Genomic DNA, 17,614 nt, shown 5'->3' on the forward strand with positions numbered 1-17,614 from the left:
CATGGGCCCGCTCGCTCTCGCTCTCGACCTCGGCACCGGGGGATGCAAGGCGTCGCTGTGGTCGGTCGACGGGCGCTCCGTCGCGGAGACGGTCGTCAGCTACCCGACGCGGCATCCTGCTCCCGGCCGTGCCGAGCAGCGCCCCGAGGAGTGGTGGGATGCCGTGGCCTCCGCCACGCGGACGGTCGTCGACGGCGTCCCGGGCGCGCGCGAGAACGTCGCGGGCATCGCCCTGTCGGGGCAGAGCCTCGGCGTCGTGCAGGTCGACGCGCACGGCCGGCTCGTCTCGGCGGACACCCCGATCTGGTCGGACACGCGAGGTCGCACCGACGACGTCTTCGACCGCCTCGACGAGCACGCCTGGTACGCGCGCACGGGCAACGGCTTCGGCCCCACGCTCTACCCGGTCTTCAAGGCCCGCACGCTTCGCGCGGAAGACCCCGACGGCTGGGCGCGCACGCGCCGACTGCTGGGATCGAAGGACTGGATCACGCTGCGTCTGACCGGTGAGAGCGTCACCGATCACTCCATGGCATCCGGAACCGGCGCGTACGACCTGCTCGCCGGCGCGTACGCCGACGACATCCTGGATGCCGTCGGCCTCGACCGCGCGCTCCTGCCCGAGCCGCGCGAGTCGGCGGAGGTGGTCGGCACGCTCCGCGCGGAGGCGGCGGACGCGCTCGGACTTCCCGCGGGCATTCCCGTGCACGCCGGAGCGGTCGACAACGCCGCGATGGCCCTGGGCTCGCGCGGCACTCGCGACGGACGCCTGTACGCCGCCCTCGGCTCGTCGAGCTGGATGACGGTCACCTCACGCGCACCCGTGCTCGACGTCGCGACGCGGCCGTACGTCTTCCGACACGCCATACCGGGGCTCTACGTCAGCGCGCTGTCGACCTTCAGCAGCGGCACGAGCCTGACGTGGCTTCGCGACATCGTCGCCCCCGGCGCCGACATCGGCGCGCTCATCGACCGTGCGGGCGAGAGCCCCCGGGGCGCGCGCGGTGCGGTGTTCGTGCCCACGCTCGCCGGCGGGACACCGCTCGAGGGCGGCAGCGACGTGCGCGGGACCCTGGCGGGGCTCGAGCTCGGCACCGGCGCAGACGACCTCGTGCGCGCGTGCCTCGAGGGGGTGGCCTTCGCTCTGGCGCGCAGTCTGGGGCACATGCGCGAGTTGAGCGGCCTGCCCGCCGGCGACGACCTGCTGATCTCGGGCGGAGGCAGCCGGTCGGCCGTGTGGAACCGTATCTACGCCGATGTCCTCGCGACGCCGTTGCTACGCACCTCCGTCGACCAGCAGGCCGCCACCCTCGGCGCCGCGGCCCTCGTCTTCACCGGTTCGGGGCTGTGGTCCTCGTTCGACGCGGTCGACGACGCCCATGAGGTTCTCGAACGCATCGAGCCCGATCCCGAGGGCGTGGGCGCCTACGCGAGACTCGCCGCCCGCTTCTGCGCCGCCGCCGACGCCGCGGCGCTGTTCGCCCGATCCTCGCCCGCGAAGGAGACCCCATGACATCCCTCCCCCTCGTCGTCATCACCGGAGCCAGCTCCGGCATCGGCGCCGCCACCGCCCGCGCCTTCTCGGACGCGGGGCACCCCCTGCTGCTGATCGCCCGACGCCTGGCGCCCATGCGGGATCTGGGCCTGCCCGACGCCGAGCTCGCCGAGGCCGACGTCACCGACACCGCAGCCGTCGCCGCCGCGCTCGCGCGCGCCGAGGAGCGCTTCGGCCCCGTCGACCTGCTCGTCAACAACGCCGGGCTCATGGCCCTGTCGGCCGTCGCCGAGCAGGACCCGGCGCTCGTTCAGAAGCAGTTCGACGTCAACTGCGTCGCCCTGGTGAAGAACAGCCAGCTCGTGCTCCCCGGCATGCAGAAGCGCGGTCGCGGCACCATCGTGAACATCGGATCCATCGCGGGCAAGCAGCTGTACGACAACCACGTCGTGTACAACGGCACCAAGTACGCGGTGCACGCGATGACCGAGGGACTGCGGCGCGAGAACGCCGCCCACGGTGTGCGGGTGCTGCTGGTCGCTCCGGGCATGGTCGACACCGGCCTGCTCGGCAACACCGGCGAGGGCGACGTGCTCGACGGCTACAACGACTACAAGAAGAGCATCGGCGGCGGACTCGTGCCCGACGACATCGCCTCGGCCATCCTCACCGCCTATCAGCTTCCGCAGCACGTGAGCTTCCGCGAGATCGTCGTGGCGCCCACCTCTCAAGACGCATGAGCCAGACCGACGTGCTGCACGGCAGCCGCATCGTCCCGGTCGTCGTGCTCGACGACGCCTCCTTCGCGCCCGACCTCGCCGACGCGCTCACCGCCGGCGGCATTCCCTGCGCCGAGATCACCCTGCGCACTCCCGCCGCCCTCGACGCCATCCGCGCGATCGCCGGACGATCCGACTTCACCGTCGGCGCCGGCACGGTGACCACGGCCGCGCAGGTCGACGCGGCCGTCGACGCGGGGGCGACGTATCTCGTCTCGCCGGGGTTCGACGACGCCGTCGCCGAGCGCGCAGCCGCCCGCGGCGTCACGTTCATCCCCGGGGTGGCGACGGCGACCGAGATCCAGCGGGCGATCGCCGCCGGCCTCGACCGCCTCAAGCTCTTCCCCGCGGATGCGATCGGCGGTCCGGCGGCGATCCGCGCCTTCGGCGGCCCGTTCCCGCAGGTACGGTTCCTGCCGTCGGGTGGGGTCTCGGCGACGAACGCCGCGGAGTACCTCTCCCTCGGCAACGTCTTCGCGGTCAGCGGCTCGTGGATGCTCCCCTCGGCGGCGCTCGCGGCGAAGGATGCCGGAACGGTGCGCGCGCTGGCAGCATCGGCGTCGGCGGCGGTCTTGGCCTCGGCGGCCTGACGGGAGCTGCGGCGCCGGGACCGTCCTGCGGAGTCCCCGCCGACACACCCAGCCCACGGCATCCCCCACCGGCGCGCCGCCGCCGGACTCCGCCCGACGGCACACCCGCACGATGGCCGACGAGCGCAGACCGGCGCGGGCGGGGGTCGGGATGCGCGTGCCCGCGAGGCCCTCTTGACAGGGGATGACTCCTCCCTCATGATCGCTCGTAGGTGGACTGTTAGCGAAAACATTCTCTGCGGCCCACCCCACGCCCCCCGCGATTCACCGGCGCCGACGAAGCAGTCGGGGCCTCGATCCTCGGCCGGAGTCCGTGTCACGCAACCGACCACGCCTCCCCGTACGCGATGGGCACCTATCCCCCGGGAGGACCACCGCGGGTGGTCCCGAAACGAAAGGCGAAGAGATCATGGCTCGGACGACGATGTCCCCCACGAAGCGGCGAGGCCGGAGGATGAGGGCGCTCGGCGCAGTCCTCGGCGCACTCGTCATCGGCCTCACCTCCCTCGGCGCGGCAGCCCCCGCCAGCGCGGCACCGACCGCACCGGTCGGCACCGGCCTCAACCAGGAGATCCGCAATCAGCAGAACACCCTCTGCCTCGACGACTACGCGTTCAACACGCAACCCGGCGCCGAGGTGCGCCAGTGGACCTGCCTCGAGGGACAGAACCAGCTCTGGGCGGTCACTGATCTCGGCAACGGGTACGCCGAGATCAAGAACACGCACAGCAACCTCTGCCTCGACAACTTCAACTTCGCGACGGCTCCCGGTTCCGAGGTGCGGCAGTGGACGTGCAACGGCGCCGACGTGCAGCAGTGGCAGCTCACCGACGTCGGAGGCGGCTGGACCGAGATCCGCAACAAGTACAACGACCTCTGCCTCGAAAGCGCCGCCTCGCCCGTGGATGGGGGCCTACTGGCTCAGCAGACCTGCAACAACTCCGGCGTGCAGCGTTGGCGCCTGACCGACCCGAGCGTGTCGAAGCTGACGTACAGCCTCGCGCGCTCGGCCAACCCCACCGAAGACGAGGCCGACGCCTACGCCCGCATCACCGACGCCATGGACCGTGCCGTCGCGCGGTACAACAAATTCAACAACACCTGGCGGCACCTGACGGTGGAATACGCCCCGTGGGTGCAGACCGCGGATGCCAGCATCAACGGCAACATCCGCTTCGGCTCCAACCGCGGGTTCATGCAGGAGGGCACGGCCCTGCACGAGATCTCGCACACCGTGGGCGTGGGCACCGCGGGACACTTCCAGGGCAAGTGCGACGCACAGGACTGGCCCTCGGCTCTTCCCCTGCTGCAGTCGTGGGACGGCCCGGACGCGAGGATCAACTGCGGCGGCGGCCACTTCTGGCCCTACGGCCTGAACTATTCCAACGAGTACAACGAGACCAGCTTCGACCGCAACGTCCGCCTCGTCCAGGCCATGCACCACGACGGTCTCTGAGAGGCATGGCGATGAATCGTGACCGCGTGACGACCGAAGGGGAGCACGCGGGACCGCGAGCCATCGCCGCCCCGGAATGAATCGCGGAGTCGCCGAGGGGCACCGTCCGGTACAACCGGGCGGTGCCCCTCGTCGTTCCTGCACGCGTGCTCGACGCTGTGGGTTCAGACCCGCGGCGTGACGTCGCGGGCGGGGAGGGATGCCGTGAGCCGGCGCCACGGGCGCCATGACGAGAGCCACGGGGCCGGCGCCGCTCCCGATTCACTCTTCGACGCAGACAGCTCGACGCCCCGGAGGCTGAACCACCGGGACGGCTGGACCCCCGAGCCGACTGAACCACCGAGCCGCCTGAGCCGCGCAGCCGACCGACCGCTCAGCCGACCGACCGCTGAGCGCGACACGGGGGTGGGCCCCGGCCGAAGCCGGGACCCACCCCCTCGTCTCTGGATGCACCGGACCGGGGCGACCAGCCGACGTGTCAGCCGCAGCGGCGCGCGCCGTAGGCCGCCTTCACCTGCGTCGCGGCACCGCCCGCATCGGTGGCCTTGATCGTCACCGTGCCGGCCGGAATCGACGACTTGCGAACCGTGAAGGTCTGCGTCGAGGTCTTCCCGGCGGCGAGCGAGGCGACCGTGCGCGACCCGAAGGCCGAGGTGAGCGCCACCGACACCGGTGCGTCATCGCGGTTGGTGACCGACACGGCCACGATCACCTTGCCCGACACGCAGCGGCTGGTCACTGCCCTCGAGATCTCGGGGCCGGGCGCCGGGACCGTCTGCGGCGCAACGCTCTGCAGCGTGGGAACGATCTTCTGCATCAGGCCGTCGGCGCCGAAGGTCACCCGATCGATCGTCGTCTCGCGATTGGTGCCGTTGCCGTTGGGCATCGCGAACCGGTGGTAGGCGATGTACCAGTCGTCGGTGCCGGGCACGTTGATGATCGAGCTGTGGGCCGGTCCCTTGATACCGAGCGCGAGATCCTTCTCGAGGATCACCCCGCGGTACGTCCACGGACCGTTCATGCTGGTCGCGGTGGCGTAGCCGACCCGGTAGTTCTCGCTGCCGGTGTCGTCGATGGCGTACGTGAGGTGGTAGAGGCCCTTCCGGTAGTTGAAGAACACGCCCTCGCGGAAGTCGGTCAGTCCGTTGATGCGCTGGTACGTCCCCGGCTTGATCGACTTCATGTCGTCGGACAGCTCCGCGAGCACGGGCGAACCGTTGCCCCAGCCCAGGTACCACTTGCCTGTCACCGGGTCGTGGAACGCCGCCGGGTCGATCGCCTGTCCCGAGGTGACGGCCTCGTTGTTGAGGATCATCGCGTTCGGCTCCGCCGTGAACGGCCCCTCGGGGCTGTCGGCCACGGCGACACCGATCGTCTTGCGGTCCAGCGAGGGGTTGTGCCCGCTGAAGTAGAAGTAGTACTTCCCGCCCCGCTCGATGATGGTCGGAGCCCACGCGTTGCCCGTCGCCCACGGCACGTTGCCGTTGGCTCCATCGAGCGTCAGGAACGGCTTGTCGGAGCGCGTCCAGTCGACGAGGTTCTTCGACTTCCAGACGTAGAACTCCTTGCCGCCCCACCCGTCGAAGCCGTCGGTCGTGGCGTAGATGTAGTAGGTGTCGCCGAACACCGCGATGTTCGGGTCGGCGTACAGGCCCGGCAGCACGGGGCTGTTGACGACGAGCGCTTCGATCTTCCAGTCGGTCTTGACACCCTTCGAGGTCGTCACGGTGTAGGTGACGGGCGAGCGCAGGTCGACCGTGGTGCCCGACGCCGGCGACGCCGTCGACCCGGGGACCAGGCCGAAGGTCGGAGCCAGCTTCGACACGTCGGTGCCCTTGACCACCGGCAGCTTCACCGTGCGCGCCGCGTTGTCGACGATCGGCGCCATCTTGAGCTTCTCGGGCTGCGTCAGCGAGACGTCGACCAGGTGGTCTTCGACGCCCGCGTTCTGCAGGACCTCGGTGCTCGAGAGCGCACGGTTGTACACGCGGATGTCGTCGTACCAGCCCTGGAAGTAGCCGTCCCCGCCGTAGAACGACCGGCCCAGGTACCCGGCGAGGTTCGAGCCGAGCTCGCTCACCGTGGCGTTGAGGGCGAGGTTCTCGTCGACCTTCACGCCGTCGATGTACATGCGCATGGTCCGGCCGTCGTACACGAGGTCGTACTTATGCCACTGGCCGCTCGAGATGGAGCCCGAGACGTCGGACTCCCCCTGCCACGTCGCCTTGGTGATGGCGTTGCGCGCCTCGTCGCCACGAACCCGCAGGAACGAGTAGCGGTCCTGGCTCTGCCCGAAGGCGAAGGTGAAGAAGTTGCCGCTCGTGCGCTCGGACTTCACGTCCATCGAGACCGTCATCGTGTTGCGACCGTCGAAGAAGCCGGTCGGGAACGAGGCGAAGCCGTTCGCGGCGCCGGTGAGGCGCAGAGCCGAACCCTTCGTGGCATCCGTCGCGACGGCGGCCGTGCCCGATGCGGTCAGGTCGGCGTCGCCGACCGAGTCGGCGAGGGATCCGTTCTCGAAGGTGTACTCCGCGATCGGGCCCTGCTGCGGCTCCTCGGGGTCGGTCGGCGTGACCGGGGCGTCGCCGTAGGCGGCGAGCAGACGCGCCTCCTCCGCCTTCGACAGGCGCAGCACCGACCCGTGACGGAAGGTCTGGTCGAACGAGAACTGGTCGGCGCCCGGCCCGCTGCTGAGCTGACGGAATTTCAGGCTCGACAGCGTGTCGGCGATGTGGGCGTAGTAGTTGAACTCGTCGCCCATGACCGACCAGCGGCCGTCGGGCAGTTGGTAGACCGTCAGGCCCTCCATGCGGGTGCGCATACCGGCGGCTGCGGCTTGTCCGGGCTCGATCTTGCGCGTCCAGGGGCCGTCGAGCGACGGCGCCGTGTCGACGAGCGTGTCCCAGTCGGAGGTCGAGAAGCGGTAGTAGGTGTCGCCCTCCTTGGCGATGGTCGAGTCGATGACGTTGCGACCGCCCTGACCGTCACCCTTGGGGTTCATCGTCGTCCAGATCTCGGGCGTGGTGAACGTGACGAAGTCGCGCGTCTTGGTGAGGTACATCCGCAGCGCCCAGTCGGGGGTGTTGTTGTCGGTCTGGTCTCGTGCCGCCCAGTAGACGTAGTACTCGCCGGTGGCCTCGTTGTAGATCGCCTCGGGCGCCCACACGCAGCCGGCCTTGTCGAGCCCCGCGAACACGATCCGCTGGTCGCTCCAGGTGACCAGGTCGGTGGACTCCCAGACGACGAGGTTCTTGCTCGCGTTCAGCTGGTCCCAGCCCGATCCGCCGGGGCCGCCCCCTTCGGCGTGCAGGTCGGTTCCGATGATCCAGTACTTGTCACCCTCGGGCGAGCGGACGAGGTGCGGGTCGCGCACACCGAGGTCACCACCGAGGTTGGCGAGGATCGACTTGTTGTCGTTGAGCTTCTCCCAGTGCAGGCCGTCAGTGCTGTGGCCGTAGAAGATCTTCTCGTAGCCGCCCTCGACGCCGAAGTGCGTCCACAGGTAGCCGGCCGAGTAGTCCTTGTCGAGGCCTGCGGGCGCCGCCTTGACGGTCACCTCGATCTGTCGGGTGACGGAGGTTCCGGATGCCGTGGCGGTCAGCGTCACTCTCGTGTCGGCGCCACCGCGCGTGACGACGCCCGCGGCCTTGCCGCCGGCGGCCGAGGTGGTGATCACGCCCGCGGGAGAGGCCGACCAGGTGATGGCGGTGCCGTTGACCGACCCCTTCGCGGGCAGCGTGATGTTGCCGCGCACGTCGTTCGCGTTGGGGATGCTGATGGCGTCGAGGTCGGCTTTGGCGAGCTCGGCGGCACCGGGCATCGGCGCGACGGTGACCGCGAAGGTCTTCGTCTGGGTGGCCGCGTTGCGGGTGAGCTTGGCCGTCAGGGTGGCGGTGGCCGCGGGCTGGCCGGCGGCGGGACGCGTGACCTTGCCGGTGGCGCTCACGACGTTGGCGTTGCTCGTCGACCATCCGATCGTCGAGCCGTTGACGCCGGTGGCGGGCAGGGCGAGGTCGGCCGTGACGGCGCTCAGGTCTCCGAGCGAGAGAGCCGCGACGTCGCGCTGCAGGCGGGTGGCGTCGGTGGGGACGAGCGCTGCGACCTCGGATGCCGAGAGAGCGGCGTTGTACACGCGGAAATCGCGCACGCTGCCGGCGAGGCGCCGGTCTGCGTCGTAGACGGAACGTCCGATGTAGTTCGCCGTGGTCAGCCCGCCTCCGATGGCGCTGGGCTTGGTCGTGACGCCGGTGGCCTGGCCCACCTGCGCGCCGTCGAGGTAGATGCGCGCGGTGTCGGTCGCGTCGTCGAGGGTGTAGGTGATGGTCTTCCACACGTCGCGCGGGAGATCGGCGTTGCTGTTCGCCGTCTGCTCCGTCTGCCAGTTGCCCGTGGCGATCGACGTACGGTAGGCGTTGCCGGTCGAGAAGAGGTAGCCGTTGCCGGCCCCGCCCGAGGTGTTGCCGAGACCGTAGATGAAGTACGGCGTGCCCTGGTCGCCGCGGATCAGCACCTCGGTGCTGATGGTGATCGAGTCGAGACCCTGGAGAAGATCGTCGGGCAGGTCGACGTAGTCGTCGGTGCCGTCGAGGCGCACACCCTCACCGCCCGTGAGGGTCGCCCCTTCTTTATAGGCCGCGTCACGGCCTTTGCCGGACGCGTCGACGGCGACGGTGCCATCGGTCTCGGTCAGCGGGTACGAGGCGACCAGCCGATCGTCGGCTGCGGCAGCTGGCTGCGCGGCGACGAGGGCGCCGGTCAGGGCCAGGGCCAGGCTCGTGACGCCCGCCAGGGCGCGACGGAAAAGGGTCTGCTCCATTGCGATCCTTCCAACCATCATTGGTCGAGGTTCAAGTCGGTGTTCATAGATGTTATCGCTCACATAGAAATCGGACAAGACCCTGCTCTCGAGCGGCTGCAACGCGGCGGCCGCGGGTCGGGCGCGGCCCGCGCGCGGAGCAGCCGAAGATCTTCCCGCCCCACACGCTCGTGTTACCACTAACATGAGGGCGTCGACCGTATGCGAGGCCCCCGGCGAACGCGCCCTTCCATCGGGACGACTGCACCGAGCACACCGATATCTGCAGAGCCGCAGAGAGGAACGACGATGTCTTCTATCCGGAAAGCGGTGGCGCTCAGCGCTACCGCGATGATGATCGCCAGCGGATTGGCGGTGATCGCCCCCACCGCCGCGACGGCAGCAACCCTCGACTCGGCCAAGGTCCTCGACCTCCGCTTCGACGGGAATCTCACCGACGCGGGTCCCGACAAGGTCGGGACGTCGATGCTGAGAGGTCAGGACACCTACGTCACCGGCATCCACGATCAGGCGCTGAACCTGCGCGGTGGCGACGCGGTGAACCTCGGCACGAGCGCTGCGCTCCAACCCGAGAACCTGACCCTCTCGTTCTGGTTCAAGCCCACGGGCTCGATGGGCGCAGGCGAGCAGGTCTTCACCTGGAACAAGAGCGCGTACAACTCGGCGGGCTGGTACCTGACCGCCGAGAACGCCAACACCCCGCTCGCCCTGTCGATCGGCCCCAGCTCGGGTCAGCCGTACAAGGTCGTGGTGAACGGTTCGCGCGATGCCTTCTTCCCCGCCGACCAGTGGACGCACGTGGTCGTCACGTACAACCAGGCGAGCAAGGCCGTCACCTTCTACCGCAACGGCGAGCAGCAGGTCTCGTCGATCGCGAACGCCATCGGCGCAGACGCCACCGGCGCGCTGACGTCCGAGAGCACGACGACGAAGTCCATCGGCTTCAACGGCCCGCAGTACAACAGCGCCTACGTCAACGGTGCACTCGACGACTACACCCTCTACAACGCCGTGGCCTCGGCATCCGATGTCGTCGCCCTCACCCAGGCGAACAACCCCGCCTTCGATCCGGCCGACGTCGCCCAGCGCGGCCTCGATCAGGTGTCGGTGCCGGCGAGCGCCTCGACCAGCTTCGGCCTGACGACGTCCGCCTCCAACGGCACCGCGTTCACCTGGACCTCGTCGACGCCGGGCGTCATCGTCGTCAACGGCGGCCAGGCGAGCGTGACGCGGCCGAAGGACGCCGAGGCCACGGTCACCCTCACCGCATCGGCGACGTACGCCGGAAGCACGCCCCGCACCAAGACCTTCCAGGTCACGGTGCCGAAGGAGGGTGTCGCGACCTCGATCTACGTCGACGACACCGACCTCAACGAGGTCCTCGTCACCGACCCGTACCTGCAGAACAGCAACGCCAAGATGGTCGACTGGCTCCTCACGCTCGACCCCAAGCGCTTCCTCTACTCCTTCGATCAGCTCGCGGGCATCCCGACCAGCGCGCAGCCGTACGGCGGATGGGAGCGCACCACGGGTGCACGCTTCCAGGGCCACTTCTTCGGCCACTTCGTCTCGGCGCTGTCGCAGGCGTACTCGACCGAGACCGACGCGGGTCGAAAGGCCCAGCTGCTGGCGAAGCTCACCACCGCGGTCGACGGTCTCGCCGCCGCGCAAGCCGCCTACGCGCAGAAGGACCCGTCGAACACCGGTTACGTCGCGCCCTTCCCGGTGTCGTACCTGCCGCACGGGGCCGATGGCCTCATCGTGCCGTTCTACAACCTGCACAAGGTGCTCGCCGGCCTCATCGACGCCTACCGCTACGCGCCGAAAGACGTCTCCGACAAGGCCCTGTCGGTCGCGAGCGGCTTCGGTTCGTGGCTGAACGTCTGGGGTTCGCGTCAGGCCAACCCCAGCGCGCTGCTCAGCACCGAGTACGGCGGCATGAACGAGGCGCTGTACGAGCTGTACAGCATCACCGAGAACGACCAGCACAAGGAAGCCGCCGAGCTCTTCGACGAGGTGCAGCTGTTCCAGCAGCTCGCCGCGAACCAGGACGTCCTGGCCGGTAAGCACGCCAACACCACCATCCCGAAGCTGGTGGGTGCTCTCAAGCGCTACACCGTCTTGACCGACAACCCGACGCTGTACGCCCGTCTGACGGATGCCGAGAAGTCGAACCTCGACATGTACCGTCGCGCGGCCGAGAACTTCTGGCAGATGGTCGTGAACGACCACTCCTACATCGGCGGCGGCAACAGCTACTCGGAGCACTTCCAGCAGCCGGGCACCCTGCACGAGTTCGCCACCAACGGCATCACCACCGGCTACGGCGAGCAGTCCACGGTCGAGGGATGCAACGAGTACAACATGCTCAAGCTCACGCACGGGCTCTTCCGCGTGAACCCCGACGTGAAGTACGCGGACTACTACGAGAACACGTACATCAACACGATCCTCGCGTCGCAGAACCCCGAGACGGGCATGATGACGTACTTCCAGCCGCAGACCGCCGGTTACGCCAAGGTCTTCGGCCGGAAAGAGGACGAGTTCTGGTGCGATCACGGCACGGCGACCGAGAGCTTCACCAAGCTCGGTGACTCGATCTACTTCCGCAAGGGCCAGTCGGTGTACGTGAACGTGTTCCGCTCGACGGAGTTCTCGTCCACGCCGCAGAACCTGAAGCTGACGCAGACGGCTGACATCCCCAACACCGACACGGCCACCTTCACCGTCGCCGCTCTCGATGGGGGAACGCTGGCGGAGGGCACCACCCTGCGCCTGCGGGTGCCGTCGTGGTCGCCGAACCCCACCCTGACGGTGAACGGCCAGACGCGCGACGTCGCGGCCGCGACCGACAAGGGGTACGTCGTGGTCCCCGTCTCCGCCGGTGACACCATCGCGTACAAGCTCCCCGCCAAGGTCCAGGTCGAAGCCGGCACGGAAGACCCCAACTGGGTCGCATTCCGTTACGGTCCCGTCGTGCTGTCGACCGAGCTCAACCGCGCGAACGTCGAGGCGACCACCCCGGCCGGCATCCTCGTTCGCATGAGCGCCGCCGACAAGTCGGTCATCAACAGCGTCCGCGTCGGCGACACCGAGGGCTTCAAGAAGGACATCGAGAAGAACCTCGTGCGTCAGCCCAACGGCCTGGACAACAACGGTCGCACCGTCATGAAGTTCACGCTGCAGAACGTCGACGCCGCCTCCGCGGGGCTGACCTTCGAGCCGTACTACAGCATGTACAACGCCCGCTACGCGATCTACATGAACCTCATCCAGCCCGACTCGGCCGCCGCCCAGGCGCTGATCAAGAGCGAGAAAGAGAAGCTCCGCATCGACGAGATGACCACGGACGCCCTCACCTCGTTCGACAACAACAACAGCGAGGCGGGGAAGAACTACAGATTCAACCGCTCGTCGGTGGGCACCTGGCTCGGACAGCAGTACCGCGACGGTGAGATGTCGGCCGAGGCGTTCTTCCAGTACGACATGGCCGTCGACACGACCGCGCCGAAGAACTACCTCGGCGTCCGGTACTTCGGAGGTGACAACGGCCGCACGTTCGACGTCTACATCAACGACGTCAAACTGAAGTCGGAGCGCGTCACCAACGCCAACGGCGCGGACTCGTTCTACATCCAGTACGACGAGATTCCCGCTTCGGCGCTGGCCGACATCGCCGCGAAGGACCGCTACAAGCGCGACCAGGCGGGCAACTACGTGCTCGATGACAAGGGGAACAAGATCCCCATCATCACCGTGCGCTTCCAGGGCACCGGCGCCAGCTACGTGGGCGGCGTGTTCGGGGTCTACACGACCACGACCACGACGTACTCGACCGACACCGAGCTCAACGCGCTGACGTTCGACGGCGGCACGCTGAGCCCCAAGCTGGCCGACGGGACCTACGACTACACCGTCACGGTCGCGCGCGACGCGACGACGGCGACGTTCGACGTCGATCCGGCCACCCCCAGCGGCCTGGTCTACGTCGGTGACATCCTCATCGACGACACGCAGAAGCGCACCGTGAACCTCAGCACGGACGGCACGCCGACCGCGCTGACCCTGCGCTCCGTGGCGCAGGACCACACGACGGCCAAGACCTACAACGTCAAGATCGTCCGGGCCGCGGCCTCCGCGATCACGACCTCGGTCACGGCCTCGTCGCGGTGCGTCTCCGGACGCGTCACGCTCACCACGACGGTGAAGAACACCAGCACCGTGCCGGTGTCGTTCGAGGTCACCACCCCGTTCGGCAAGAAGAGCGTGACGCGCCTCGCTCCGGGCAAGAGCGCCAGCCAGGCGTTCAGCACCCGGCAGAAGTCGATCACCGCGGGCGAGGTGTCGGTGACCGCCAAGGCCCAGGTCGACGGTGCCACGTCGACGGCGACGAAGAAGGCGGGGTACACCGCCCGCAGCTGCGGCTGACATGTCACCGGGCGGCTGACGCACGACGCGCAGCCGCCCGGTCCACTCCCGGAACGCCCCGGGTCATCTCCTTCGGATGACCCGGGGCGTTCCGTTGTGGGTGGGAGAGGGATGCCGCGCACGCGGCCGGCGAGAGCTGCACGCCTGCGCACACGCCGCTGTCGTGAGAACTCGGCCGCGAGCCGCACGTGTCGGCCCGTCCCTCGCCCGCGTGGGCCCCGGCCCTCCTGCCATGCTCCGCAACCTCCCGGACCGCGTGCGCGTGGCGGTGCCCCGACCGGGAAAAGGCGATCTCCGCCCCCGGGCCGTGGCTCGGGGGCGGAGATCGCCGGGGAGGTCGCTGCGCTCAGACCGTCACGAGCAGCTCCGCGCCTTGTAGGCGGCGTTCGTCTGGCTCGAGACGCTCTTGCCGCCCACGACGGCCGTGGCCGTGACCCCGACCGAGCCGGCCGAGACGGCGGCGGCGCGGGTGGTGACCGCCGACGACGCCGTCGCACCAGGGGCGAGGGAACGCATGGTCTTCTTTCCCCAGGCCGTGCTGAGCGCGACGCTCACCGACGACGAGCTCGTGTTCTTCACGGTCACCGCCAGCGTGACCTTCCCGGCGACGCATCGCGTGCTCGCGGTCGCCGCCACACTCACGGGAGCGGTGACCGTGACCGTCGTCGAGACGGTTCGCAGCGACGGCAGCACCTCCTCGTCGCGGGTCATGTCGAAGATCGGCCGGTCGCCCGCGGCGTAGTGGATGCGGGTGATGCGGGTATCGCGCCCGTTCCCACCGACCCCGTCACCCCACGTGTGGTAGACGTACAGGTCGTTGCCGTCTTCGTCGGTCGTGACCGCTCCGTGGCCCGGGCCCTGCTCGTAGGTGCGGTAGTCCCACACGCCCACCGGCATCGCCTCGCTCTTGAGCAGGGGCATGTCGTACTTGTGCCAGCTGTCGATGTCGGTCAGGTCGCTCGACTCGTCGGCCCACGCACCGCCCACGATGTACTTCGGGCTCACACCGTCGCTCGAGTAGATCAGGGTGATGCGCCCGTCGCGCTGGATGGCGAACGCCCCTTCGGCCAGGCGTTCCTCGAACGACATGCTCGGAACGATGATCGGCACGGGAGTTCCGATGATCCGGGTGGGGTTGCTCGGATCGACCTTGGCGATCCACGTGGCCGGGTCGCTGAGGGGCGCGCCCTCGGGCGTGTACCGCTGCGACCACGCGTAGTACGCGGTGCCGCCCGACTCGAAGTACGTCATGTCGAGGCTGATGTTGCGCCCGAACTCCGCGCGGCCCAGCGCCGAGCCGTCGGACTTCAGGACGGCAGCCGGCTGGGACCAGTCGGCGGGGTTGCCCGGGTCGCCGCCGTCGCGCAGCTGCATGATGTGCGCCTGCACGGTGTACCACTGCCCGCCCTCGTTGGACTGCGAGTTCGAGGGGTTGAAGCACGGAGCGAACAGGATCGACAGCTTTCCGCCGACCTCGTGGATCTCGGGCGCCCAGTAGCATCCGGCGATCACCCGACCGTCGGTGGTGCGGTCGCCGCGCGTGTAGCGATTGAGCAGATCGACCTCGCGGTCGCGTCCGCCGTTGTCGTCGGCCAGCTGATCGATCGTGTCGGCGACACGGATCGGCAGGTGCGCCGATGCGATGTTGTTGTTGTTGGTGTCATCGGTGGCGATGAACAGGTAGCGGGTCTTGCCGTCGCGCTCGTACCGGTAGATCGTCGGGTCGGCCCGGTTGTAGGCGAAGGGTTCCGCGTACTGGTGCTGCCGAACGGTCCCCGACAGGGTGTACGTGCCGGGGCCGGCCGTGGCGAGCCGCTCGAACTGCTCCTTGTTCCAATCGATCCCGAGCTTCGCGGTCGAGCCGTCGGAGTAGGCGAGGTTCGCCTTCGCCTTCGCGAGGGCAGCCGTGTCGCCCGACGTGATGGTCTGCGGGTCGACCGTGACTGCCGTGTTGACGACCCGGCCGAGCCGATCCGTGAGCGCCTTCGCGGTCGAGGCCGTCACGGCGAGCGTGCCGGCGGGTCGGGCGTCGGCGACGCGACCGGCGAAGCCGGACAGGTCGGGGGCGGCCACGGTCAAGGCACCACCCGAGCGCAGCTCGCCCCGGTTGCCCTCGGTCACGACCCAGGAACGCTTTCCGCCGTCTTCGGGCCAGAACGGCGCGGTGCGCAGCTCGGTACGGGCGAGGTCGGCGACCGTGGTCGACTTCGCCGCGCCCGTGGCATCCGTCCACGAGACGAGGTAGCGCTTCTCGGCGGAGTCGTAGACCGCGCGAGGGGCGACGACGCCGCCGGTGGTGCCCAGATCGATCAGGCCGAGCTCGTCGAAGTCGGTGGCGGCGGCGTCGCGCGCCTTGAACACGAGAGCGCTCGAGGATTCGGTGCCGTCGGCTCCTCCCCCCTGCAGCACGCGCGTCGCGATCACGCCGATCGTGCCGTCGGCGAAGGTGAACAGCGAGGGGTTCGAGATGCCGCGATGGTCGATGCGATCGACGGCGAAGAATTCACCCTCGGCGAAGACCACGCCGCCGTTCTTGTAGAGCGGGGCCGCGTCATCGACCGACGTGCCCAGCGCCAGGTGCAGGCTGCGTGCGACGGAGTCGTGGTTGGCGTCGTGCTCGCCCGTGGCGTTGCGGGTGTACGAGACCAGCTGGCGGCCGGTCGAGGCGCTCAAAACGGTCACCGAGAAGGTCTTCTCGACGGTGGTCGCCCCCACGGCGACACGCGCCGTGATCCGACGGACCTGATCGGATGCCGTGGTGTTGGTCAGCACGCGGGAGTCGAGGGTAGTGCCGTCGGCGCTCCACTGGATGCTGTACCCGCTCGCTTCGGGCAGGCTCGTGCCCGAGGCGACGACGGGCGGCACCACGAGGGCGGCGCGCAGGCGCTCGGCGGCGTCGGCGTCGCTGTCGGCGCGCACGGTGAGGGTGGCGGTCGCACCGGTGGCCGTGGCACCCGCGAAGGCGGCCGTGGGGGTCAGGGTGACGGTGGCGTCGGGAGAGCCGGCCGCGGGCCGGGTCACCTTGCCGGTGGCGTCGATCACCGCGGGGTTGCTGCTGGCCCAGGTGAGCGACGATCCGCCGGCTCCCGAGGTGGGCAGGGCGATGTCGGAGGTGACGGTGCCCGAGACCGGCGGGCGCGCGGCGTCGGCGTCGGCGCGCGCGATGGCGGTTGCGGCGGGCGCGGCGTCTTCCTTCACCTGCGCGGCGGTCAACGCCTGGTCGTAGACGTGCACGTCGTCGAGCGCGCCGACGAAGAAGGGGTCGGGCCCGTAGAACGATTTGCCGAGCAGGCCCGAGAAGGTCGAGGTGCCCACGGTGGCGGCGCCCGTCGCCGACGTCGGTGTGGTCTGGGCCAGTTCCCCGTCGACGTAGGTCGAGACGCTGACGCCGCTGCGCAGCACGACGGCGACGTGCGACCATCGGCCGACCGCTGCGGGGGCGTCGTCGGAAGCGCGTTGTTCGCTGCCGGACTTGACCGCGCCGATCAAGCGGCCGCCGCACTCGGGGGTGGTGAAGAGGTATCGGTCGGACGACTGGCCCAGCGTGTAGGCCCAGGCGCAACTCTGCCCACCCTCCCAGCGCATCCACGCCGACATCGTCACGTCGGTGGTGGCGGCCGTGGTGAGACCCGGCGCGATCTCGACGAAGGCCGCGTTGGACCCTGCGGCTCCACCCGGCAGGCGCAGCGCCGTGTCGCCGGAGCCGCGTGGGCCGGCGACGACGCTCGCGCCTGTTCCGCGTACCGTTCCGGCGTGCGCACCGGCGCCGTCGCTGACGGTGCTGCCGGCTGCGACGCCGGTTCCGACACCCGCGGAGGCCGAGAAATCGTACGACAGGATGGGGCTCGGGACCGCGGCTTCGGCGGGCGCGGCGCTCATCGTGAGCGCCCCCGTGGTCAGCGCCGCGGCCATCAGCAGCGCGAGGGGCCGTCGCCCTCTCGACGATCGACTTCTGTCCGTGTGCGTGGATACGCTGTGCGTCGTCATCGACGCCCCTTTCCGATTCGTCATCGAACTCAGATGCCCCGGACATTCAGCCGGGGAAGCGAA

At 69.3% G+C, this 17,614-nt stretch carries 7 protein-coding genes; 5 read left to right on the forward strand and 2 right to left on the reverse strand.

All coding sequences use genetic code 11. The annotated features are described in order from the left end of the window. Position 1: 1 nt before the first annotated feature. From QE412_RS10550 to QE412_RS10565, 4 genes are all read left to right on the forward strand, one after another. Positions 2-1,513 carry a xylulokinase gene (locus tag QE412_RS10550; RefSeq protein WP_307483242.1) on the forward strand — a complete coding sequence of 504 codons (1,512 nt, stop codon included), beginning with the start codon at positions 2-4 and terminating at the stop codon, positions 1,511-1,513. Continuing rightward, positions 1,510-2,235 (forward strand): SDR family oxidoreductase, encoded by a 726-nt coding sequence (locus QE412_RS10555; RefSeq protein WP_307483245.1) that lies wholly within the window; start codon positions 1,510-1,512, stop codon positions 2,233-2,235. Before QE412_RS10550 ends, QE412_RS10555 begins: the two co-directional genes overlap by 4 nt. After that, entirely contained in the window at positions 2,232-2,864 is a 633-nt protein-coding gene (gene eda / locus QE412_RS10560) for a bifunctional 4-hydroxy-2-oxoglutarate aldolase/2-dehydro-3-deoxy-phosphogluconate aldolase (RefSeq protein WP_307483248.1), read from the forward strand. Before QE412_RS10555 ends, eda begins: the two co-directional genes overlap by 4 nt. A 454-nt stretch (positions 2,865-3,318) precedes the next feature. Then, positions 3,319-4,320, forward strand: coding sequence for an RICIN domain-containing protein (locus QE412_RS10565; RefSeq protein WP_307483251.1), 1,002 nt, complete (start codon positions 3,319-3,321; stop codon positions 4,318-4,320). Between the two features lie 478 nt (positions 4,321-4,798). Here QE412_RS10565 and QE412_RS10570 read toward each other — a convergent pair whose 3' ends face one another. Further along, positions 4,799-9,136 carry a family 43 glycosylhydrolase gene (locus QE412_RS10570; protein WP_307483254.1) on the reverse strand — a complete coding sequence of 1,446 codons (4,338 nt, stop codon included), beginning with the start codon at positions 9,134-9,136 and terminating at the stop codon, positions 4,799-4,801. Between the two features lie 288 nt (positions 9,137-9,424). Between QE412_RS10570 and QE412_RS10575 the strand changes: the two genes are divergently transcribed. Beyond that, a complete protein-coding gene (locus tag QE412_RS10575) occupies positions 9,425-13,564 on the forward strand; it encodes a beta-L-arabinofuranosidase domain-containing protein (RefSeq protein ID WP_307483257.1) in 4,140 nt (1,379 codons plus the stop codon). A 354-nt stretch (positions 13,565-13,918) separates the two neighbouring features. On the opposite strand, the gene QE412_RS10580 is transcribed toward QE412_RS10575, so the two are convergent. Continuing rightward, a complete protein-coding gene (locus QE412_RS10580; protein ID WP_307483260.1) occupies positions 13,919-17,443 on the reverse strand; it encodes a LamG-like jellyroll fold domain-containing protein in 3,525 nt (1,174 codons plus the stop codon). Between the last annotated feature and the right edge of the window lie 171 nt (positions 17,444-17,614).

The sequence above is a fragment of the Microbacterium trichothecenolyticum genome (assembly GCF_030818955.1).
Lineage (GTDB): Bacteria > Actinomycetota > Actinomycetes > Actinomycetales > Microbacteriaceae > Microbacterium > Microbacterium trichothecenolyticum_B.

What these genes read in the sequence shown, in the direction of transcription:
- QE412_RS10550 (WP_307483242.1), top strand. Translation starts at nt 2, where the DNA reads ATGGGCCCGCTCGCTCTCGCTCTCGACCTCGGCACCGGGGGATGCAAG.
- QE412_RS10555 (WP_307483245.1), top strand. Translation starts at nt 1,510, where the DNA reads ATGACATCCCTCCCCCTCGTCGTCATCACCGGAGCCAGCTCCGGCATC.
- eda (WP_307483248.1), top strand. Translation starts at nt 2,232, where the DNA reads ATGAGCCAGACCGACGTGCTGCACGGCAGCCGCATCGTCCCGGTCGTC.
- QE412_RS10565 (WP_307483251.1), top strand. Translation starts at nt 3,319, where the DNA reads ATGAGGGCGCTCGGCGCAGTCCTCGGCGCACTCGTCATCGGCCTCACC.
- QE412_RS10570 (WP_307483254.1), bottom strand. Translation starts at nt 9,136, where the DNA reads ATGGAGCAGACCCTTTTCCGTCGCGCCCTGGCGGGCGTCACGAGCCTG.
- QE412_RS10575 (WP_307483257.1), top strand. Translation starts at nt 9,425, where the DNA reads ATGTCTTCTATCCGGAAAGCGGTGGCGCTCAGCGCTACCGCGATGATG.
- QE412_RS10580 (WP_307483260.1), bottom strand. Translation starts at nt 17,443, where the DNA reads ATGAGCGCCGCGCCCGCCGAAGCCGCGGTCCCGAGCCCCATCCTGTCG.